The following is a 20,889-nucleotide window of genomic DNA, read 5'->3' on the forward strand; positions in this document are numbered from 1 at the left end:
GGGCGGTCTCATCCAATGAGACCGCCTGTCCGTAGGTTTCCTCAATGGAAACCATCCGCAAGCTGGCCATCCTGGCCGACGCCGCCAAGTACGACGCCTCCTGCGCCTCCAGCGGCGCGGGCAAGCGCGATTCGCGCGCCAGCGGCGGCATCGGCAGTACCGAGGGCATGGGCATCTGCCACAGCTACACGCCCGATGGCCGCTGTGTTTCGCTGCTGAAGATCCTGCTGACCAATTTCTGCGTCTACGACTGCGCGTACTGCGTCAACCGCGTGTCCAGCAACGTGCCGCGCGCCCGCTTCAGCGTGGACGAGGTGGTGGCGCTCACCCTGGATTTCTACAAGCGCAATTACATCGAAGGCCTGTTCCTTTCCAGCGGCATCATCCGCAATGCCGACTACACCATGGAACAGATGGTGGAAGTGGCGCGGCGGCTGCGCGAGGAACACCGCTACGCCGGTTACATCCACCTCAAGACCATCCCCGAAGCCTCGCCGGAACTGCTGGCCAGTGCCGGGCGCTATGCCGACCGCCTGTCGATCAACGTGGAACTGCCCACCGAGGCCGGGCTGAGCGCACTGGCGCCGGAAAAGACCGTGCAGTCCATCCGCGGCGCGATGGGTGAGCTGCGCTGGCGCATCGAGGAGGCCAAGGAGGCCCGCAGGGCGCCGGCGGCGGTGGCGCCGGCAGTCAGCCGCAGCGCACGCCCTCGCCCGCCCCGCTTTGCCCCGGCCGGGCAGAGCACGCAGATGATCGTCGGTGCCGACGGCGCCAACGACCGGCAGATCCTGGCCAGCGCCGATGCCCTGTACGGCAACTACCGCATGCGCCGGGTCTACTACTCTGCCTTCAGCCCCATTCCCGATGCCAGCCGGAAGCTTCCCCTGCAGCCCCCGCCGCTGCAGCGCGAGCACCGCCTGTACCAGGCCGACTGGCTGCTGCGCTTCTATGGCTACGGCGTGGAAGAGATCACCGACACCACCCAGGACGGCATGCTCGACCTGGATATCGACCCGAAGATGGCCTGGGCGATCCGCCACCCCGAGCGCTTCCCGGTGGACCTGAACCGTGCGCCGAAGGAGCTGCTGCTGCGCGTGCCCGGGCTGGGCGTGCGCAATGTGAAGCGGGTGCTGATGGCGCGCCGGCACGGCCGCCTGCGGGTGGCCGACGTGGCCCGGCTGAAGGCGCCGATGAGCAAGCTGCTGCCGTTCGTGCTGCTGGCCGACCATCACCCGCGCAAGGCGCTGGACGACCCCGCCGCGCTGCGCGCGCAACTGGCCCCGCCGCCCCGCCAGGGATCGCTGTTCGATGCCCCGCCCGCAGCCTGACGCGCAGCGCTGGTCGCTGCGGGTGGACCCGCCGTGGTCGCTGGACGCCTGGCGCGATGGCGCACGCGACGCCCTGCTGCGCGGCGTGGCGCCGGAGCAGCTGGACTGGCTGCAGGGCAGCGACGCCTCGCTGCTGGACGCACCCGCAGTCGCCACAGCACCCGTGCTGGACGGTGCCAGCGTGCCGAACGTGCCCCGCGATTTCCTGGAACTGGCCGCCACCTGCCTGTGCCATCGCGATGCGCAACGCATGCCGCTGCTGTATCGCCTGCTGTGGCGCATCACCCATGGTGAGCGCAGCGTGCTGTCCAATCCGGCCGATGCCGATGTGCTGCGGGCGATGGCACTGGCCCAGGCCGTGCGCCGCGACTCGCACAAGATGAAGGCCTTCGTGCGCTTCCGCGAGGTGCCGGGCCAGGCCGACGCCTTCATCGCCTGGTTCGAGCCGGACCACTACATCGTCGACCGCGTCGCGCCCTTCTTCGCCCGCCGCTTCGCCGGCATGCGCTGGGCCATCCTCAGCCCCGACCGCAGCGTGCAGTGGGATGGCCAGGCGCTGGCCTTCGGCCCGGGCGCGCGCCGCGAAGACGCCCCGGCCGAGGATGCGCAGGAGTCGCTGTGGCAGACCTACTACGCCAACATCTTCAACCCGGCGCGGCTGAACACCCGCATGATGCTGCAGGAGATGCCCGCACGATACTGGCGCCACCTGCCCGAAGCGCAGCTGCTGCCGGGCCTGGTGCGCGATGCGGCCGAGCGCGTGCAGGACATGCATGATCGCCCCGCCCAGGCGCCCCAGCGGAAGATCCCGGCGCGCGCGCTGGCACCCATGCCGACAGGCGACGGGAACAGTCTGCAGGCGCTGCGTCAGCAGGCCCTCGCCTGCCGCCAGTGCCCACTATGGGAACCGGCCACCCAGGTGGTGTTCGGTGAAGGCCCGGCCGATGCCCGGATCATGGTCGTCGGCGAACAGCCAGGCGACGTCGAGGATCTCAGCGGCCATCCTTTCGCCGGCCCTGCCGGCAAGCTGCTGGACCGCGCACTGCAGGAACTGGGCATCGACCGGGGCGCGCTGTACCTGACCAATGCGGTGAAGCACTTCCACCACGAGCGGCGCGGCAAGGTGCGCCTGCACAAACGGCCGGAAAGCCGCCATGTGCACGCCTGCCAACCATGGTTGCTGGGCGAGATCGCGCGGCTGCGCCCCCAGGTCATCGTCTGCCTGGGCGCGACGGCAGCCGCATCGGTCTTTGGCAGCGGCTTCAAGCTCGCCCGTGATCGCGGCCGCTGGCACACCCTGGACGATGGCACCCGCGGCTACGCCACCGTGCACCCGGCGTGGGTGCTGCGGCAGGGTGACGATGCACGCCGCGAGGAGGCCTACCGGTTGTTCCGCGATGATCTGCGCCAGCTGCAGGCGGACGATGCAGCATCCGCCGGACAATGACCGGTAACGCCGGACCGTGCCCGGCGAGCGCAGCGGCCAATCAGCCTGCGTCGGGCTGGTTGTCCGGGCGGGCGCGGTCGAAGGCCTCCAGCGCCTGGCAGGCCGCTTCGATGCGGCGCAGGGTTGGATACGGGGAAAGGTCCAGACCGAAGCGGTGGGCGTTGTACAGCTGCGGCATCAGGCAGATGTCGGCCAGGCCGGGGCGGTCGCCGTGGCAGAACATGCCGGTATCCGCGCTGCCCGCGAGCATCGCTTCCATCGCCGCGAAGCCGTCAGCCATCCAGTGCAGGGTCCACTGCGTGCGCGCGTCGGCCGGTGCTTCCAGTCGGCGCTCGAGGTACTGCATCACCCGCAGGTTGTTGATCGGGTGGATGTCGCAGGCCACCAGCTGGGCCAGTGCCCGCACCCGCGCGCGGCCGACCGCATCGGCCGGCAGCAGCGGCACCTGCGGGTAGCGCTCATCGAGGTATTCGAGGATCGCCAGCGACTGGGTGAACGTATGCCCGTCATGCAGCAGGGTGGGCACCAGCTGCTGCGGGTTGAGCGCGGCATAGGCGTCGGCATGCTGCTCGCCGCCCTCGCGCACCAGGTGTACCGGCCGGCCCTCCCAGGCCAGGCCTTTCAGCTCCAGGCCGATTCGCACGCGGTAGGCGGCGCTGGATCGCCAGTAGGTGTACAGCACGAGGCCGTCGTCGACCAGGATGTCCATCACCGCCTCCATGCTCAGGGCTTGGCCGCCTGTTCGATGCGCTGCTCGATCGCACCGAAGATGCTGTTGCCGGCCGCGTCCAGCATCTCGATGCGCACCACGTCGCCGAAGGACATGAACGGCGTGCTCGGCTTGCCGTCGCGCAGCGTTTCCACCACGCGCTGTTCGGCGAAGCAGGAGGCGCCCTTGCTGGTGTCTTCGTTGGCGATGGTGCCCGAGCCGACGATGGTGCCGGCCCCCAGCGGGCGGGTCTTGGCCGCATGCGCGACCAGCTGGGCGAAGTTGAACTGCATGTCCACGCCCGCTTCCGGCGCACCGAACCATTTGCCGTTGATGTGGGTCAGCAGCGGCAGGTGCACCTTGCTGTCCTGCCAGGCAGTGCCCAGCTCATCGGGGGTGACGAACACCGGCGACAGCGCCGAGCGCGGCTTGGACTGCAGGAAACCGAAGCCCTTGGCCAGTTCGCCGGGGATCAGGTTGCGCAGCGAGACGTCGTTGACCAGGCCGACCAGCTGGATGTGGCCAGCGGCCTGTTCCGGGGTGGCGGCCATCGGCACGTCATCGGTGATGACCACGATCTCGGCTTCCAGGTCGATGCCGTACTCCTCGCTGACCACCTTGACCGCATCGCGCGGGCCATGGAAGCCGGCGCTGGTGGCCTGGTACATCAGCGGATCGGTATAGAAGCTTTCCGGCACCTCGGCGCCACGGGCACGGCGCACGCGCTCGACGTGCGGCAGGTAGGCGCTGCCATCGACGAATTCATAGGCACGCGGCATCGGCGCGGCCAGGGCCTGCGGGTCCAGGTCGAACACGCCATCGGCGTCGCCGGCGTTGAGCGATTCGTAGAGCGCGTTCAGGCGCGGGGAGATGTGGCTCCAGTCTTCCAGGGCCTGCTGCAGGGTGGCGGCGATGCCGGTGGCGCGGACGCCGTGGCGCAGGTCACGCGAGACGACGATGAGGGTGCCGTCGCGGCCGCCTTCCTTCAAAGAACCAAGCTTCATGGTGGGTGTCCGGAGTCGTGGGCAAACAAGTTTCAAGTGTAATCAAATGTGCGATTTAGCCAAGCTGCAGCGCGGCATCCGCTCCACCCTACCGTAGTGGGGGTTCGGCAGGGCTGCGCCCTGCACCTGCTACGAGCCAGATCAAAGTCAAAAGCCAAAGCGGCTCTGGTTTTCTGCTGATTGGGCGGGGCGGTGTGGGCTTGCAGGACACGCCGTAAACCCCCAGTCCGGCCCAGCCGCTGGCGGCTGGGCCGGACCCCGGAGGGGGGTTTACGGCGTCCCCCTCAACCGGACCCACCCCGCCATCCCTCAGGAAACCAGCTTTTGCCGTTGCTCCGGCCGTGGACGTGGCTTCTGCGGGTGCAGGGCTGCAAGCCCTGCAGCTACCCCCCCTTACCTGAACAGGGGTTTTTGCGTGAAGTCTTGAAGATCGTTTAGACTTGCAGGGTCTGCAGCGGCCGTCCGTTTCCCTCCGGGATCGCCGGCGACCTGGGTCCGCCCTCTTCGCCCGCCCCCACTCCGACGCCGTTCGTCACGCATTCCAGCCTGCGCTCCGTGCCGGCTGCACCCAATTCTCGCAGCGCGGTTCACGGGAACGCTCCGAGTCAGCCGATCAGTTTGATCTGCCCCCGTCTGTCCGTTCGGACAGGCGTTTCTTGTACTTGGAGCAATCTCAATGTCTTTTGAATCCCTGGGCCTTGCGCCCTTCCTGCTGCGCGCGCTCGCCGAGCAGGGCTACGAAAACCCGACCCCGATCCAGCAGCAGGCGATCCCGCTGGCGCTGGCCGGTCGCGACCTGCTGGCCGGTGCACAGACCGGTACCGGCAAGACCGCTGCCTTCGGCCTGCCGCTGCTGCAGCATCTGGGCACCGCCTCGCAGGAAGTGCGCACCGGCCCGCGCAAGCCGCGCGCGCTGATCCTGGCCCCGACCCGCGAACTGGCCACCCAGGTGCATGACAGCCTGCGCGGCTACAGCAAGTACCTGCGCATCCCCAGCGCCTGCATCTACGGCGGCGTCGGCATGGGCAACCAGCTGGACATCCTGCGCCGTGGCGTCGACCTGCTGGTCGCCTGCCCGGGCCGCCTGATCGACCACCTGGAACGCCGCAGCATCGACCTGTCCGGCATTGAACTGCTGGTCCTGGACGAAGCCGACCGCATGCTCGACATGGGCTTCCTGCCGTCGATCAAGCGCATCCTGGCCAAGCTGCCGAAGCAGAACCGCCAGACCCTGCTGTTCTCGGCCACCTTCGAGGACAACATCCGCCAGCTGGCGCTGGAGTTCATGCGCAACCCGGAACAGATCCAGGTGACGCCGAAGAACACCGTGGCCGAGACCATCACCCACCGCGTGCACCCGGTCGATGGCGGCCGCAAGCGCGACCTGCTGCTGCACCTGCTGGCGCAGGACAGCCGCGAGCAGACCCTGGTCTTCGCGCGCACCAAGCACGGCAGCGACAAGCTGGCCACGTTCCTGGAAAAGTCGGGCATCAAGACCGCGGCGATCCACGGCAACAAGAGCCAGGGCCAGCGCCTGCGTGCACTGGGTGACTTCAAGGCCGGCCGGGTGACCGTGCTGGTGGCCACCGACATCGCCGCGCGCGGCATCGACATCAACGAGCTGCCGAAGGTGATCAACTTCGACCTGCCGATGGTGGCCGAGGACTACGTGCACCGCATTGGCCGTACCGGCCGCAACGGTGCCACCGGCCAGGCGATTTCGCTGGTCGCGCAGGACGAAGTGAAGCTGCTGCGCGCGATCACGCGCCTGCTGGGCCGCGACATGGACATCCGCGATGTGCCGGGCTTCGAGCTGCAGACGCCGATCCGCTGGGGCAACAGTGCACCGGGCAAGGCCGAGCACGATACCGGCGAGCGCGCACCGCGCAAGAGCCACGCACGTCGTCCGCACGGTGATGCGCCGCGCCACGCACATGCAGGCCCGAAGAAGGCCGGCGGCGGTCGCCGCGAGGGCGGTGGCAATGGCCAGCAGCGTGCCGGTGCGGGCGCGGGTCAGGGCCAGCGTCGTGGTGGTGGCGGTAATGGCGGCGGCCGTGGCCGTGGCCAGGGCGGCAACGGCGGCGGTCGCGCCGGCTGATTCTGGCTGACGATTGTTGCGCTTCCCGCTGCGCGGGGGGCTATCGAGGGACGGCGCTGAGGCGCCGTCCTTTTTTGTGCTGGCTACCTGGGTTGTTTGAGAGCCTGCGGTGGGTTTCGCGTGGGCGCTTGGGAGCGGGGACGGCGCAAAACACGCTGTAAATACATCCATGTAAGCTCGTAGGCGCCATCCATGGCGCCTGCGGTTTTGCGCCGTCCCCGCTCCCAAGCGCTTCAGACATTCCCAGCGCCTTCCTTCTCCCGCGGGGTAGCCGGAGGAAGAAGGATCAAATTCAAATTCAAGAGCAAAAGCGGAAGCCGCTGCTTCTGCTTTTGTTTTTGCCCTTGCTCCCGCCTTGGGTTTGATGCGTCCGCGCCCGCGGAAAACTGTCATGGGAGGCAGGGGGCCTCAGCCAGGACCGTTGGCGCCATGGATGGCGCCATCGAGCCCCCATGGATGGGTTTACGGCGTGTCCTGGCTGAGGCCCCCTGCCTCCCACCCCAGAATCAACAAGGCGCGTACAGCCTCAACCCCGCGCCTTAGCCGGATTCACCAGATTCCCGAAGAAAATCGCGTTGATCAGCAGGCGATCGGTCCCATGCCAGTACTTGCGATGTGCCGGGTCATCGGCAAACAACACCACATTGCCCTGCCCCTGCGCCGACACCAGCAGCCACGCACTGCCCGCCACCCGCCCACGGTTGCGCTCGGACAGATACCCGTTCACCCGCGGCGTGGCATCGATGCGCACCACGGTGGAGAACGGATTCGCACTCGGCTGCAGCGTCACCGTGTTCTCCTTGTTGATCGCCAGCTGCCGCCGTGGCACGCCGAATGCCAGCGGGTGGGTGTTGTCGACGTCGGCGCTGAGGATGTTGCCGCTGACCCGCTCAATGGCGGCGATGTCACGCTGGTCGCCAAAGGCGCGACGGCTCGCCTCGCCCGCATCTTCTTCCTTGCCCAGCGTCTCGCCGTCGGCCAGCTTCTGCTCGATCGCCCACTTCGAGGCGCTGCCATAGGTCACCAGCGAACCGCCGGCCTGCACCCAGCGCTTCAGCGCGGCCACGGCAGCGGCGTCTACGCCGGTGTAGGTACCGCCGGACAACACGATCGTGGTGTAACGGTCCAGCGACACCTTGCCCAGCTGCTGCGGATCCAGCTTGCTGGCCGGCAGGTGCAGTTGCTGGTCCAGCAGGAACCAGGCCGAGCCGATCTCGGTGGCGGACACGCCCTCGCCCATCACCAGTGCAACGGCAGGCTTGCGCAATGCCTTGACGCCATCGCTGCCGAGGTCGATGCCTTCGCGGCTGCGGCCGCTGGACAGCACATGGACCTGTACGCCGGCGGCGCGTGCGGCGGCGCTCACTGCATCCAGCAGGGCAGCGCCCTGCAACGGCTGACCCGCCACCGGAATGACCAGGCTGCCGGCAGCGAAACCGACCTCGCCCTGTGCAGTCGCCGTGGTGAAGGGCTGGAAAGCGGCGCGCGCGTTCACACCCTTGGCCTGCAGCACGGCCAGTGCGCGGCCGGCGTTGTAGTCGCGCCAGTCGATGGCATAGGCAAAGGTAGCCTGGCCGCCGAGCACTGCGCCCTGCACTGGCGGCAGCCCGGTCACGCGCGCGCCACCGTCGATGCGGCCGCGGCTGCCGGCGAAGCTCACGCCGTAGGCCGGGGCGATGGCATAGCTGGTGCTGCCGTAGAACACATCGCCCTTGATCGGCGGGGTCTCGGCGAAGATCGAGTGCACCAGGCGGAACTGCGCTTGCTGCACCGGCACCACATAGGCACTGCCGGCTTGGAAGCTCTGCCCATCCACTGTTACCGCGCGGTCCAGGGCGTGTACTTCGATGCGGTGAAGCAGCAGCAGTTCCAGCAGGCGGCGGGTCAGCGCGGGATCATGCGCATCGCCGAACACGAAGCTCTTCACCGGCTGCTGCGCGGCCTGCTTCAGCGCGCTCTGGAAGAAGGACTTCTGCAGGTCGAACAGGCCACTGCGTTCGGTCACCGCGCCGCGTACCGTGCCCAGACCGGTGGCCACCTGGTTGCGGATGGTGAAGGGGAAGGTCAGCAGGCCGTTCACCGATTCCTGCACGCGGCCGCGTGAGCTGGCCTGTTCCACGGTGACGCCCACCGCGCCATGGAAGTCCGGATAGGTCGAGCCGTAGACCGGGGAGAAATTGTCGAAGTTCTCGCCGGTGTAGTACAGCGAGCCCAGCGCATCCAGCGACTGTGCGTGGTACTTGGCCAGCGTCTTGTTGAACTCGTACGACGCCGCCGGAATGAGCGGGCTGTGCATGCTCTTCGGCGAGGGCTCGAAGTAGTACGTGCTGTCCTTGCCCATCTCGTGGAAGTCGATCTGCACGTTCGGGTACCACTGGTGGAACACCTCCACCTTCGGCCGCGAATCCTGCTGGGTCAGGGCCAGCCAGTCGCGGTTGAGATCGGTGAAGTAGTGGTTGGTACGGCCCTGCGGGAACGGCTCGACGTGTTCCTTGTCGGCTGGATCGGCCGAGGCCGGATCGGAGGCCCAGGCGTTGTGCCAGTTCGCGGCGCGGTCACGGCCATCCGGGTTCTGCGCCGGGTCGAACAGCACCACCGACTGCTGCAGCCACTGCTGGGTTTCGGCACTGCGGTTGGCCACCAGATAGTAGGCGGTCAACATCGCCGCTTCGCCGCTGGAGGTTTCATTGCCGTGCACGCTGTAGCCCAGCCAGACCACCACCGGGCTGTCACCGGCGGCGCTGCGCGGCTGTGCCGGATCGACCAGGGTGGCGTGCTGCTGGCGGATCTGCTCGATGCGGGCCTGGTTGTCGGCGGCGGTGACAGTGGCGATCAGCAGCGGGCGGCCTTCGTAGCTGCGGCCGATGTCCCGCACGCGGATCTTGTCCGAATGCTTGGCCAGTTCCTGGAAGTACGCCACCAGCTGGTCATGCCGCGTGTAGCGGCTGCCGATGGGATAGCCCAGGAACTGCTCGGGGCTGGGAATGCGGGCATCGAACGCGGCAGCGTCGGTGGCCTGTGGGAAGAAGTACGCGCTTTGTGCCTGCGCCGGCAGCGGCGAAGACAGAACGGTGGCGGCGGCAACCAGCAGCGGAAGAACGGCACGGCGGTGGAAGGACACGGTGACTCCCCGGGGAACAGGACTGCGGCAACGCGGCCGGCCACACACGGTGGCCGGCCGCGGCGGTGGCATCAGAAGCGGTAATCGAAGCCCAGCGTGAAGTAGCGACCGCGCAGGTCGTACTGGCTGAAGTCGTACGGCGCGCGGATGCCCGGGAACGAAGCGTCGTACGGCGGCGTCTTGTCGCCCAGGTTCTGCACCTTGGCGTACACGGTCAGCTTGTCGATACCTGCGTAAGCCAGGTACAGATCGAACTGGTTGTACGCATCGACGCGGTCCTGCACGGCGGCAGCAGCGGTGCTGGCCTTCTGGTCGTAGCCGCTGGTGTAGTACCAGGTGACCGCTGCGGTGAAGTCGCTGTAGGTCCAGTCCAGCGTGGTGGTCGCCTTGTTCTTCGGCAGGGTGGCGCCGAGGTTGCTGCCGGCGTAGTCCACCAGCGGGCCACCGACCACGGTCGGGCGGCGGTAGTCGCGCACGTGGGTATAGGCCGAGGTGAGCGTGAAGTCGCCCAGCGCGGGGGTCGGGATGCGCTGGCGCAGTTCCACGTCGATGCCGGAGGTCTTCAGCTCGCTCAGGTTCTGGTAGCGGTTGTAGACCGCCTGCAGCTTGCCGCGCTCGTCACGCTGCACCGCACCGGCCACGTTGTCGTTGACCAGGGTCTGGGTGTTGTTGGTGCCGACCAGGTTGTCCAGCTGGATGCGGTAGTAGTCCACGCTCAGGTTGGTGTTGGCCCAGGGCGAGAGCACCACGCCGAAGTTCACGCTCTTGGTGCGTTCGGGCTTCAGGTCGCTGTTGCCGACGGTGAAGAAGGTCGGGTTCTGCCGCGAGCCCGGCACGTCCGGATCACGCGGGTCGACCACGCTGCCGTAGGCGATGCTGGTGCTGTTGGAATTTTCCGACAGCGACGGTGCACGGAAGCCCTTCGACGCCGAGGCGCGCACCAGCAGGAAATCCAGCGGCTGCCAGCGCAGGCCGAGCTTGGGCGAGAACGCATCGCCGAAGTCGTCGTAGTGGTCGGCACGCGCGGCTGCGGACAGTTCCAGGGTCGAGGCCAGCGGCACGTTCACTTCGGCATAGGCGGCGCTGACCTTGCGCTCGCCGTGCACTTCGGCGATGGCCGGGCGCACCTGCAGGCCGGCATCGATCTGCCAGGGGTTGTTGGAATCGAGCTTCTCGCGGCGCCATTCGGCACCGGCGGCGAAGCCGATATCACCGGCCCAGGTGCGGCCCAGGGTGCCGGAGATCTTCGCGTCCACGCCCTGCAGCACCGATTCGGCCGGACGCAGGGTGGAGATGTTGATCGCATCGATGACCGACTGCGGGGTGGCCGACGGATTGAGCAGGTTGTAGCTGCCACTGGCCAGCGCATCGGCCAGCGCCCAGCGGTTGGCGAAGCCACCGGACACGGTTTCGCGCTCGCTGCTGCGCGCGCCGAACGCGGCAACTTCCCAATCCCAGGCGGCGGTGCTGCCGCGGATGCCGAATACACCGCGGTAGGCGGTGGAGCGGTTGGTCTTGATGGTGCCGCCCAGGTCGAAGAAGGTGTATTCGATCGGCACCGCGCGGCCATAGGGGTTGTAGGGGCTGCTGGCCGGCAGGTTGGAGGACACCGGCTCGGCCAGGCCGGTTTGTGCATTCAGCGCGAAGCGGCCGCTTTCCAGGGTGAAGAACGGGCTGCTGCCGAACCAGGCAGCGCTCTTGATCTGGCTGTACAGCACTTCGCCGAAGGCTTCGACGTTCTCGCCCAGGCGGAAGGTGCCGTTGGCATAGGCCTGGTAGCGCTTGGTCGAGGGAATCAGGGTGGTGTACGGCGCCTGGTTGAAGCCGCAGGTATCGCCGGCCAGGCCGTCGATGGGCGCGCTGGCGACGCGGGTGGTGCCGGTGGGGCAGTTGCCGTTCGCATCCAGCATCGGCACCGACACACCGTTGACCAGGTAGCGCGCGCCCTTGGCCGACCAGCCGTTCCAGCGGCCGCCGGGCTGATCGCTGTAGATGCCGCTCTTGGTCAGGTTGCGCTCGTCCTGGTCCAGGCGCTCGCGGTTGTAGCCCTGCAGGCTGAAGAGGATGTTGTAGCCATCGGTGTCCAGGTCGCCCAGGCCGCCGACGAACTTCAGGTTCTGCTCGTGCAGGCCGCCCTGGTCGGCACCGCCGAAGCTGCCGCCGATCTCGGCGCCTTCGAAGTTCTGCCGGGTGATGATGTTGACCACGCCGGCCACCGCGTCGGAACCGTACACGGCCGAGGCGCCGTCCTTGAGCACTTCGATGCGCTCGACGGCCACCAGCGGCAGCGCGTTGAGATCGACGAAGGTGTCGGACAGGCCGCCGGCCGGGAAGCCGTAGTTGGCCAGGCGGCGGCCGTTGAGCAGCACCAGCGTGTTCTTCTGCGAAAGACCGCGCAGGCCGATGCCGGCCGAACCGGAGGCCCAGCCGTTGTTGGTGGTTTCGTTGCTGGCGTTGCCGGTGTTGGCCGAGATCGAACGCAGCACGTCGGCCACGGTGGCCTTGCCGGTCTGTTCCAGCTGCTGACGGCCGATCACCTGCACCGGGTTGGAGGCTTCGGTATCGGTGCGCTTGATGTTGGAACCGGTGACGCGCACTGCAGCCAGGGTGCTGGCTTCGCCATTGGCATCGGCGGAGGTTTCGGCGGCGGCAGACAAAGGCGCGGCCAGAGCGACGGCCAGGGCCGCCACGAGCAGGGTGTGCTGGGGCATGACGATGTGGGGGGTAGTGGACGACGTAAGTTCCGCAGTAATCCATGCCAGGTCGGGCGCGACCAATAACATCTCTTCATACGGATATAAGAGAAGCTAACATCTCTTCATCCGGATGAAAAGAATTGATTTACGGAAAGCGAACATCCGGGACGGTCGCGGCAACGGCTCCGGCGTACAATCGCGCCATGGAAATCTTCAAAGTCTTCATGCTCGAGGCGGCCCACCGCCTGCCCAACGTGCCGCCGGGCCACAAGTGCGCGCGCCTGCACGGCCACTCGTTCCGGGTGGAACTGAAGGTGGAGGGCGAGCCGGGTGCGCAGACCGGCTGGATCATGGATTTCGGCGACGTCAAAGCCGCCTTCCAGCCGATCTACGACCGCCTGGACCACCACTATCTGAACGACATTCCCGGCCTGGAAAACCCCACCAGCGAGAACCTGGCGGTGTGGATCTGGAACGAGCTCAAGCCCAGCCTGCCTGCGCTGAGCGAGATCACCGTGCACGAAACCTGCACCTCGGGCTGCCGTTACCGCGGCCCGGCCGCCTGATCAAGCCATTGATCTGAAAAGCATTTCGAAGGCGCCATCGGCGCCTTCGTGATTTTTGTTGCATTGCGGCATGATCGGCGTATGCTGCATTGCATCAACCGCTTTCGATGCCGCCATGGCCGCCGCCTTCGCCGATCGTTTCAGTGATGCCACCCGCCAGCTGGCGGCCGCGGCAACGCGTGCAAACCGATTGGCGCTGGAAAACGCCGAGAGCATGTTCGGCGTTCAGCTGAAGGCGATGGAACGCAACCTGACCGCAACCGGCGGCTGGCTGGGCGAACTGGCCCGCAGCGAAGATCCGGCCGGGTTGCTGCCCAAGGGCGCGCAGCTGTGGCAGGACAACCTGCAGCGGCTGGGCCAGGCCCAGCAGGACGTGGTCGATCTGGGCCTGCAGGCCGGCCGCGCCTGGTCCGACCTGGTCCAGGGCCACAACCAGACTCCGGCGGACGCCACCGGCAACAGCCACTGACGTCACGCCCACGCTCATTGCATGGGTCCCTCCCCCCGTGCAATCCCGGACCCGGCAGATCCCTCCCTCTGCCGGGTCTTTTTTTGCCTGCGATTCCGGTGAAGCGTATCCACGCATGGCGTGGATCTACTGGTGAGGTGCGGTCCCGGTGAAGTGCATCCACGCATGGCGTGGATCTACTGGTGATGTGCGGTCCCCGCGAAACACATCCACGCATGGCGTGGATCTACGCCTCACGGGGGCCATGCCCGGCGGGCCGCGGGCATCGATCCGCCCTCTTACCGCCGGTGCCAGTGCTGGTACCAGGCCTGGAACATCAGCACGTTCCACAGATGCGTGTGCCACTTGCGCTCGCCACGCAGGAACGCCTCCCAGATCGCGCGTACGCGCACCGGATCGAAGCATCCCTGGTTGCGCAGCAGATCCGGCGCCAGCAGCGCTTCGGCCCAGTCGCGCAGTGGCCCGGCCAGCCAGCGCGCCATCGGCGGGCCGAAGCCGCGCTTGGGCCGGTACACCAGCGGTGCCGGCAGATAGCGCGCCAGCAGGTGCTTGAGGATGCGCTTGTGCTCACCGTCGTGGTACTTCAGCTGCTGCGGCAGGCGCCAGGCCAGCCGCACCACATTCATGTCCAGCAGCGGCGCGCGGGTTTCCACCCCGGCCGCCATGCCAGCGCGGTCGACCTTGGCCAGGATGCCCTCGGCCAGGTCCATGCGGAAATCCAGCAACTGGATCCGGGCCTCGGCCGGCAGCGCGTCATCCTGCTGCTGGAACAGGGTGGCCGGTTCGCGCGCGCCCAGCACCACCCGGCTCGGCTGCCGCCAGCGCGTGACCCGCTGCAGGTAATGGCCTTCCACATCGTTGGCCGCCACTTCGGCCACCAGCGCCCGCCATCCGCCCAGCCGGCCGCGCTCGGCATCCAGCCGGCCGCCACCACGGCGGGCCAGGTCGCGCACCCAGTCCGGCAGGCCACCACACAGGCGCGCATTGCGCAGTGCGCGGCCGTAGCTGGGGTGGCCGAAGAACAATTCGTCGCCGCCATCACCGGTCAGGGCCACCGGCTTGCGCGCGCCCAGCAGTTCGCTTGCCAGCAGGGTCGGCAGCTGCGAGGCATCGGCAAACGGTTCGCACCACACCTGGGGCAGGCGCTGCAGCAGTTCCAGCGCCTGCCGGCTGTCCATCCTGTGCAGGTGGTGCTGCACGCCCAGGTGGCGCGCCACCTGCGAGGCCCACGCGCTTTCATCGTGGCCTGGATCGTCGAACCCCACCGTCCACGCCTCGATCGGCAGCGCCGACTGCGCCTGCATCATCGCCGTCACCAGCGATGAATCGGTGCCGCCGGACAGGAAGGCACCGCAGGCCAGCGGCGAGTGCATGCGCGTGGCGATGGCGTTCTGCAGTACCGCTTCCAGCTGGTCGGTAGCCTGTTCCAGTGTCGGCGCCGGGTCCAGGGGCTGCTGCAGCGCCTCCTGCATGGCATCGCGTGCGCACCAGTAGCGGCTGCCACCGCTGCGCGCCTGCGCCGAGTCGCCTGCGGCATGGTCCTGCAGATCGACGCGCAGCAGGGCACCGGCCACCAGCTTGTAGATGCCGCGATAGATCGTATGCGGTGCCGGAACGTAGTCGTGGCGCAGCAGCAGGCTGAGCGCATCCTGGTCGATGCCCGGCGAGAAGCCGGCGTAGGCCTGCAGGGCCTTCAGTTCCGAGGCGAACAGGAAACGGCCCTGCTGCCAGCCGTAGTACAGCGGCCGCTCGCCCACCCGGTCGCGGGCGAGCCACAGCGCATGCGCGTGGCGGTCCCACACGCTGAAAGCGAAGGCACCTTCCACCCGCGACAGCGCCCGCTCCACGCCCCACTGCACGATGGCCTGCAGCAGCAGGTGGGCATCGGTGCAGTTGCGCGGCAGGTCCTGCAGCTGCGGCTGCAACGCACTGCGGTTGTAGATGCGCCCGTCCAGGCACAGCACGTAGCGGCCGCACGCCGAACGCAACGGCTGCTGCGGCATGTCACTGGGGGCACGACAGTGGCCCAGCGCCAGCCCTGCATCGGCGTCGGTCCAATAGCCGATGCGGCCGCGCCCGCGCTGCTGCAGCGCGCGCAGCATGGGCGCCATCTGCTGCAGCAGCTGCTCATCGTCGGCAGGCGGCAACCAGGCGCCGACCACGCCACTCATGGGCGCTCCCCGCGGGGGCAGCAGCGGGTGGGCAGTGCGAAAGGGGCGGACGGCATGATGGGCGGCACGCGGTTGGGGTGAGCGTCCATGCTCGGCGCCCGCCCCCGCCACGTCAGTCGCATTGCTGTCAGCGCGCGTCACCGCAGGCGGGCCTTGCGTAACGTTTTGTAACAGGCCGCCCCCCCCTGCTGCGGGCAAGTCATTGCCAGCGTTGGCAGGCCGGGTCCCCGCCCGCCAACCCCGGCTGAATGGCGCCGGACCGCCCCCCCGGGGTGACCGAAGGCTGCGATAGCATCCCCGCGCTCGTGCCACCGAGGTACGGCCGAACCCACGGAGCCCTTGCAGATGCTGGATATCGTACTGGTCGAAGACGACGCCCGGCTGGGCACGATGGTCAGCGACTACCTGCAGCGGCACGGCTACCAGGTCATCCACGAGCGCTGCGGCGAACACGCGGTGTCGACCATCCTCACCGAAAAGCCGGCCCTGGTGCTGCTCGATGTCGGCCTGCCGGGCCAGGATGGTTTCGAAGTGTGTCGGCAGGTGCGGCCCCACTACGACGGCATCATCTGCGTGCTGACCGCCCGCACCGACAACATCGACCAGGTGCTGGGGCTGGAACTGGGCGCCGACGACTACATCGGCAAGCCGATCGAACCGCGGGTACTGCTGGCCCGCCTGCGCGCGCACCTGCGCCGCCACCGCCGGGTGGAGCCGCGTGATGGCGCCCTGCGCTTCGGCGAACTGAGCATCGATCCCTCCACCCGCAACGTGCACCTGCAGGGCCGCCTGCTGGAACTGACCACCGCCGAATTCGACCTGCTGTTCCTGCTGGCCAGCAACGCCGGCCAGATCCTCGACCGCGACGCGCTGCTGCGCGGCCTGCGCGGGATCGCCTTCGACGGCCTGGACCGCTCGGTGGATGCGCGCATCTCGCGCCTGCGCCGCAAACTGGGCGACAACCCGGAACAGCCCGAACGGATCAAGACCGTACGCGGCCGCGGCTACCTGTTCAGCCGTTCGGCATGGGGATGAAACGCACCCCATCGGCGATGCGCGGCCACGCCTTCCACTTCCTGCGCTATGGCATCGGCTTCCTGGTCGCCCACCTGCTGCTGATCGTGCTGGGCCTGTGGGCCTGGGATGCCCTGCTGGAAGACCGTACCGAAGCGGGCCTGCAGGCGGAAATGCGCGGCACCCATGCCCTGCTGCAGCATCGCTTCGCCAGCACCCCAGCGGCGCAATGGCCGGCGCTGGCGCGCCAGCTCGATGCCGATTTCGCCTATCCGCTGCGCCTGCAGCCGCTGGCCGAAGCGGCCGCACGGCTGCCGCCCAGCCAGCACGTGGGGCTGTACAAGGGGCGTGTGCAGATCGATGTGGAACATGTGCTCAGCGTGCAGCGCATCGGCAACAGCACCTCGGCGGTGGTGCTGGGCCCGTTGGACCAGGCCCTGCCCGATGACAGCTGGCAGGACAGCGATGTGTCCGGCGTGGCGATCCTGCTGCTGATCCTGATGGTGGCCGTGGCCCTGCCGATGTACGTGATGGTGTACCGGCTGTGGCGCGATGTTTCACAGCTGGCGCAGACCGCGCGGCGCATGCGCGATGGGCAGCTGGACAGCCGCGCCCCGCGGGCCGGTACCGCGCTGGTGCGGCCCCTGGCCCAGGCCTTCAACCACATGGCCGAGCAGCTGCAGCAGCTGCTGGAAAGCCAGCGCGTGCTGGCCCAGGCCGTGGCCCACGAAGTGCGCACGCCGCTGGCGCGCATGCGCTTCGGCCTGGCCGACCTGGAAGATGCCGGGCTGGACGATGCCCAGCGGGATGCGGTCGCCGGCCTGCGCACCGATGTCGACCGCCTGCAGCACCTGACCGATGCGGGCGTGGAATACGCGGCGCTTGGCCGCTGCCAGCAGGTGGCACGCCAGCGCCTGCAGCTGGCGGCGCTGGTGCGCGGCGTGGTGGCCCAGTTCGCACCGTTGCCGATTCCGGTGCAGCAGGAGCTGTCACCGGCCGGCCTGGTCAACGTCAACCGGCACATGCTGGAACTGGCGCTGCGCAACCTGCTGGGCAATGCCCTGCGCTATGCACGGCGGCAGGTGCGCATCGGCAGCTCGCTCAACGCCGGCTGGCTGTGCGTGCAGGTGGAGGATGACGGCCCGGGCATCGCCGCCGAGCTGCGCGGCCAGGTCCTGCAGCCCTACGTGCGGCTGGATCCGGCCAGCCCGGGCTTCGGCCTGGGGCTGGCCCTGGTACAGGTGGTGGCCGACAAGCACGGCGGCCATGTGGAGGTGGCCGATTCGGCCCTGGGCGGTGCCTGCATCCGCCTGGTCCTGCCGATGGAAGGCGGCGGCACGCCGCCGGCCGAGTCGCCCTAGGCCGTTTCGCTGTCCGCCCGTGGCAGGGTGAACACGAACAGTGCGCCGGCATCGCTGTGCCGCAGTTCGATGCGGCGGCCATGCAGCTGCACGATGCGCTGCACGATCAGCAGGCCCAGGCCCCCGTTCTCGCCGCGCCGTGCACCCAGCGCCGCCGGCGCCTGGAACAGCTGCGCACGCAGCGCCGGGGCCACGCCGGGGCCATCATCGGCCACGCTCACTTCCACGCTGCCTTCGATGGCCCGCAGGCGCACCTGCACCTGCCCGCCCTCGGGCGCATGGCGCAGGGCGTTGTCGAGCAGGTTGGTCAGCACGCGTTCGACCAGGCCCAGGTCGGCGCGCACTAGTGGCAGGCCCGGCGGGAAATCGGCATGCAGGTGCTGGCCCCGCGCCTGCGCGGCCAGTTCGAATTTCTGCAGCACGTCCTGCAGCAGTTCCGGCAGGGCGAACACTTCCCACTCCAGCCGCACTTCGCCATGTTCCAGCCTGGCCAGCTCGAACAGCGCACGGGCCAGGCGGCCGACCTTCGCGCTCTGCGCCAGGGCAATTCCCAGGTAGCGGCGGCGCTCATCCACCGACAGGGTGGCTTCCTTCAGCGCCAGCGTTTCCAGATAGCCATGCAGCGAGGACAGCGGCGTGCGCAGGTCGTGGGAAATGTTGGCCACCAGTTCGCGCCGCTGCAGGTCCTGCTGGCGCAGCTGCTGCCATTGCTCGCCCAGCCGCTGAGCCATCTGCGCGTGGGCGTGTTCGAGGATCTTCAGTTCGTCGCGCTCGCCGCTGCGCAGCGGCACGGGCTCGGGCAGTGGCGTGGGCGCATCGATGTCGAACGCCTGGATGCGCCGGGTCAGCTGGCGCAGCGGGCGGGTCACCCAGTAGAACGCGAACAGGCCGGCCAGCAGGCCCAGCCCGCCCACCGCCAGGATCGACCACAGGGTGGTGTTCCACTGGTTGCTGGCGGCCAGGTCGTCGGCCAGCATCTGCCGGTGTTCGCCCACCAGCACCACGTACACGTAGCCGGCCTGGCGGCCCTGCACCACCAGTGGGGCCACGCTGAACACCTTGCGACCATCACGGCTGCGCGGGTCATCGCCCAGGATAGGCAGCGGCGCACCGGCCAGCAGCCGGCGCAGCGGCGCCACGTCCACGCGGTCGCGCAGCAGGTGGCCACTGGGTGCATCGTGGCCGAGGATGCGGCCCTGGTCGTCCAGCAGGTAAACCTCCACGCTGGGGTTGACCGCCATCAGCTGGCCGAACAGCGCACGCACCGCCGCATCGCGCATGCCGCTGGTATCCATCAGCTCGCTGCGCTGGGCAATGTGCTCGGCCAGGCCCAGCGACAGCCGCTGCACCACTTCCTGTTCGTGGCGGGTGTTGGCGCGCATCTGCCAGGCCAGCAGGGCCATGCAGCACAGCAGCATCAGCGCCGACATCACCAGCGCCAGCTTCTGCCACAGATTGGGCTTGATCATGCCGCCGCCCCGGCCGGATCGACCAGCTTGTAGCCGCGCCCCCACACCGTCAGCAGCCGGCGCGGGTTGGCCGGATCGAGCTCGATCTTGCTGCGCAGGCGGTTGATGTGGGTGTTCACCGTGTGCTCGTAGCCATCGTGCTGGTAGCCCCAGACCTGGTTGAGCAGCTCCATCCGCGCGAACACCTGGTCGTGGTGGCGGGCGAAGAACAGCAGCAGGTCGAATTCGCGCGGGGTCAGATCCAGTGCGTTGCCATCGACCGCGGCGGTGCGCGCCACCGGGTCCAGCCGCAGGCCGCCCACTTCCACCGCGCCGGCATCGATGCGTGCGTTCTGTGCCATCGCTTCGGCACGGCGCAGCAGCGCGCGTACGCGCGCCACCAGTTCGGGCATCGAGAACGGCTTGGCCAGATAGTCATCGGCACCCAGTTCCAGGCCGACGATGCGTTGGGTTTCACTGCCGCGCGCGCTGATGATGATGATCGGCACGTAGCGCGCCATCGCCCGTGCACGCTGGCAGATCTGCAGGCCATCCACGCCGGGCAGCATCACGTCCAGCACCAGCGCATCCCATGGGCCGTCCTGTTCCAGCAGGCGCAGACCGCCATCACCCGTGCCGGCATGGACCACGTCGTAGCCTTCATCGGCCAGGTGCATGCGCAGCAGGTCGGCGATATGGGCATCGTCTTCGACGATCAGGACGCGTTTGGCGGACATCGGCAGCTCGGGGCCAGTGGGGAGGCTGCCTGCATTGTGGCGCGGGATGGCCGCCGATACCTCACGAAAAATTGAATCCTGCGTGAGGATTCGTTGACCCGGGCAGGCGCAGCATGGCCGCGTCGCCCCTTCCCGGAGTCCGCCATGCCCCTCACCCGCCGCCACCTGCTGGGCCTGGGTGGAATCGCCACCGCCGCCGGCGTGCTCGGCCTGGGCGCCTGCAGCCGCGCCGCAACGGCCGCCGCCGAAACAGCCCCGGCACGACAGTTCCCACTGATGCGCAGCGACGCCGAGTGGCGGCGCCTGCTGACCCCGGCGCAGTACGCGGTCCTGCGCCAGCAGGCCACCGAACGCGCCGGCAGCAGCCCGCTGAACAAAGAACACCGGCAGGGCACGTTCACCTGCGCCGGCTGCCAGCTGCCGTTGTTCTCCTCATCCACCAAGTTCGAGAGCGGCACCGGCTGGCCCAGCTTCTGGGCGCCGCTGCACGGTGCCGTCGGTGAAGACCGCGATACCACCTTCGGCATGCTGCGGGTGGAAGCGCACTGCAGCCGCTGTGGCGGCCACCTCGGCCATGTCTTCAACGATGGCCCACGCCCGACCGGCCTGCGCTACTGCATGAACGGTGCCGCCCTGCTGTTCCAGCCCGGTGCGGCACAGCAGGACAGCAACGGTGGCTGGCGCGTGCCGCTCGGTTCTTCCCCCACTTCTGGAGCCTGA

General features: G+C 68.4%; 15 protein-coding genes. 8 read left to right on the top strand and 7 right to left on the bottom strand.

Annotation, left to right across the window (positions count from 1 at the left end; all coding sequences use genetic code 11):
- Window positions 1-44: 44 nt before the first annotated feature.
- On the top strand, window positions 45-1,328 hold the full coding sequence (locus ACM2ZB_RS12430) for a putative DNA modification/repair radical SAM protein (RefSeq protein ID WP_416055656.1): 1,284 nt from the start codon (window positions 45-47) through the stop codon (window positions 1,326-1,328).
- Window positions 1,309-2,775 carry a UdgX family uracil-DNA binding protein gene (locus ACM2ZB_RS12435; protein WP_416055657.1) on the top strand — a complete coding sequence of 489 codons (1,467 nt, stop codon included), beginning with the start codon at window positions 1,309-1,311 and terminating at the stop codon, window positions 2,773-2,775. Before ACM2ZB_RS12430 ends, ACM2ZB_RS12435 begins: the two co-directional genes overlap by 20 nt.
- Window positions 2,776-2,815: 40 nt before the next feature.
- On the opposite strand, the gene maiA is transcribed toward ACM2ZB_RS12435, so the two are convergent.
- Both maiA and ACM2ZB_RS12445 read right to left on the bottom strand, forming a co-directional pair.
- Window positions 2,816-3,484 carry a maleylacetoacetate isomerase gene (gene maiA / locus ACM2ZB_RS12440; RefSeq protein WP_416055658.1) on the bottom strand — a complete coding sequence of 223 codons (669 nt, stop codon included), beginning with the start codon at window positions 3,482-3,484 and terminating at the stop codon, window positions 2,816-2,818.
- A 14-nt stretch (window positions 3,485-3,498) separates the two neighbouring features.
- Window positions 3,499-4,488, bottom strand: a complete 990-nt coding sequence (locus tag ACM2ZB_RS12445) for a fumarylacetoacetate hydrolase family protein (RefSeq protein ID WP_416055659.1) — start codon at window positions 4,486-4,488, stop codon at window positions 3,499-3,501.
- Window positions 4,489-5,164: 676 nt separating this feature from the next.
- On the opposite strand from ACM2ZB_RS12445, the gene ACM2ZB_RS12450 reads away from it, so the two are divergent.
- Window positions 5,165-6,586, top strand: a complete 1,422-nt coding sequence (locus ACM2ZB_RS12450; RefSeq protein ID WP_416055660.1) for a DEAD/DEAH box helicase — start codon at window positions 5,165-5,167, stop codon at window positions 6,584-6,586.
- A 526-nt stretch (window positions 6,587-7,112) separates the two neighbouring features.
- Here ACM2ZB_RS12450 and ACM2ZB_RS12455 read toward each other — a convergent pair.
- Window positions 7,113-9,707, bottom strand: coding sequence for a M14 family zinc carboxypeptidase (locus ACM2ZB_RS12455; protein ID WP_416055661.1), 2,595 nt, complete (start codon window positions 9,705-9,707; stop codon window positions 7,113-7,115).
- 71 nt (window positions 9,708-9,778) lie between these two features.
- The gene (locus tag ACM2ZB_RS12460; protein WP_416055662.1) at window positions 9,779-12,418 is read right to left on the bottom strand and encodes a TonB-dependent receptor plug domain-containing protein; all 2,640 of its coding nucleotides are present in this window, start codon (window positions 12,416-12,418) and stop codon (window positions 9,779-9,781) included.
- 188 nt (window positions 12,419-12,606) lie between these two features.
- Here ACM2ZB_RS12460 and queD point away from each other — a divergent pair, with 188 nt between their 5' ends.
- Together queD and ACM2ZB_RS12470 are read left to right on the top strand one after the other, a co-directional pair.
- Entirely contained in the window at window positions 12,607-12,969 is a 363-nt protein-coding gene (gene queD, locus ACM2ZB_RS12465) for a 6-carboxytetrahydropterin synthase QueD (protein ID WP_049444904.1), read from the top strand.
- 115 nt (window positions 12,970-13,084) lie between these two features.
- Window positions 13,085-13,438, top strand: coding sequence for a phasin family protein (locus ACM2ZB_RS12470; RefSeq protein ID WP_313439071.1), 354 nt, complete (start codon window positions 13,085-13,087; stop codon window positions 13,436-13,438).
- A gap of 278 nt (window positions 13,439-13,716) precedes the next feature.
- Here the strand turns inward: ACM2ZB_RS12470 and asnB are convergent, their stop codons facing one another.
- On the bottom strand, window positions 13,717-15,609 hold the full coding sequence (gene asnB / locus ACM2ZB_RS12475; RefSeq protein ID WP_416055663.1) for an asparagine synthase (glutamine-hydrolyzing): 1,893 nt from the start codon (window positions 15,607-15,609) through the stop codon (window positions 13,717-13,719).
- A gap of 345 nt (window positions 15,610-15,954) precedes the next feature.
- On the opposite strand from asnB, the gene ACM2ZB_RS12480 reads away from it, so the two are divergent.
- On the top strand, window positions 15,955-16,644 hold the full coding sequence (locus ACM2ZB_RS12480) for a winged helix-turn-helix domain-containing protein (RefSeq protein ID WP_416055664.1): 690 nt from the start codon (window positions 15,955-15,957) through the stop codon (window positions 16,642-16,644).
- Entirely contained in the window at window positions 16,641-17,984 is a 1,344-nt protein-coding gene (locus tag ACM2ZB_RS12485; RefSeq protein ID WP_416055665.1) for an ATP-binding protein, read from the top strand. The genes ACM2ZB_RS12480 and ACM2ZB_RS12485 overlap by 4 nt, the downstream gene beginning before the upstream one ends.
- Here ACM2ZB_RS12485 and ACM2ZB_RS12490 read toward each other — a convergent pair.
- A complete protein-coding gene (locus tag ACM2ZB_RS12490; protein WP_416055666.1) occupies window positions 17,981-19,453 on the bottom strand; it encodes an ATP-binding protein in 1,473 nt (490 codons plus the stop codon). The two genes, ACM2ZB_RS12485 and ACM2ZB_RS12490, sit on opposite strands and share 4 nt — an antisense overlap.
- Window positions 19,450-20,169 carry a response regulator transcription factor gene (locus tag ACM2ZB_RS12495; protein ID WP_416055667.1) on the bottom strand — a complete coding sequence of 240 codons (720 nt, stop codon included), beginning with the start codon at window positions 20,167-20,169 and terminating at the stop codon, window positions 19,450-19,452. Before ACM2ZB_RS12495 ends, ACM2ZB_RS12490 begins: the two co-directional genes overlap by 4 nt.
- Before the next feature lie 144 nt (window positions 20,170-20,313).
- Here ACM2ZB_RS12495 and msrB point away from each other — a divergent pair, with 144 nt between their 5' ends.
- Window positions 20,314-20,889 (top strand): peptide-methionine (R)-S-oxide reductase MsrB, encoded by a 576-nt coding sequence (gene msrB, locus ACM2ZB_RS12500; protein ID WP_416055668.1) that lies wholly within the window; start codon window positions 20,314-20,316, stop codon window positions 20,887-20,889.

Source organism: Stenotrophomonas maltophilia, assembly GCF_047782825.1.
Classification (GTDB): Bacteria; Pseudomonadota; Gammaproteobacteria; order Xanthomonadales; family Xanthomonadaceae; genus Stenotrophomonas.

Coding starts and splice junctions, on each gene's coding strand:
- ACM2ZB_RS12430 (WP_416055656.1), top strand. CDS start 45: ATGGAAACCATCCGCAAGCTGGCCATCCTGGCCGACGCCGCCAAGTAC.
- ACM2ZB_RS12445 (WP_416055659.1), bottom strand. CDS start 4,488: ATGAAGCTTGGTTCTTTGAAGGAAGGCGGCCGCGACGGCACCCTCATC.
- ACM2ZB_RS12495 (WP_416055667.1), bottom strand. CDS start 20,169: ATGTCCGCCAAACGCGTCCTGATCGTCGAAGACGATGCCCATATCGCC.
- msrB (WP_416055668.1), top strand. CDS start 20,314: ATGCCCCTCACCCGCCGCCACCTGCTGGGCCTGGGTGGAATCGCCACC.
- ACM2ZB_RS12480 (WP_416055664.1), top strand. CDS start 15,955: ATGCTGGATATCGTACTGGTCGAAGACGACGCCCGGCTGGGCACGATG.
- ACM2ZB_RS12470 (WP_313439071.1), top strand. CDS start 13,085: ATGGCCGCCGCCTTCGCCGATCGTTTCAGTGATGCCACCCGCCAGCTG.
- maiA (WP_416055658.1), bottom strand. CDS start 3,484: ATGGACATCCTGGTCGACGACGGCCTCGTGCTGTACACCTACTGGCGA.
- ACM2ZB_RS12485 (WP_416055665.1), top strand. CDS start 16,641: ATGAAACGCACCCCATCGGCGATGCGCGGCCACGCCTTCCACTTCCTG.
- ACM2ZB_RS12450 (WP_416055660.1), top strand. CDS start 5,165: ATGTCTTTTGAATCCCTGGGCCTTGCGCCCTTCCTGCTGCGCGCGCTC.
- queD (WP_049444904.1), top strand. CDS start 12,607: ATGGAAATCTTCAAAGTCTTCATGCTCGAGGCGGCCCACCGCCTGCCC.
- asnB (WP_416055663.1), bottom strand. CDS start 15,609: ATGAGTGGCGTGGTCGGCGCCTGGTTGCCGCCTGCCGACGATGAGCAG.
- ACM2ZB_RS12460 (WP_416055662.1), bottom strand. CDS start 12,418: ATGCCCCAGCACACCCTGCTCGTGGCGGCCCTGGCCGTCGCTCTGGCC.
- ACM2ZB_RS12435 (WP_416055657.1), top strand. CDS start 1,309: ATGCCCCGCCCGCAGCCTGACGCGCAGCGCTGGTCGCTGCGGGTGGAC.
- ACM2ZB_RS12490 (WP_416055666.1), bottom strand. CDS start 19,453: ATGATCAAGCCCAATCTGTGGCAGAAGCTGGCGCTGGTGATGTCGGCG.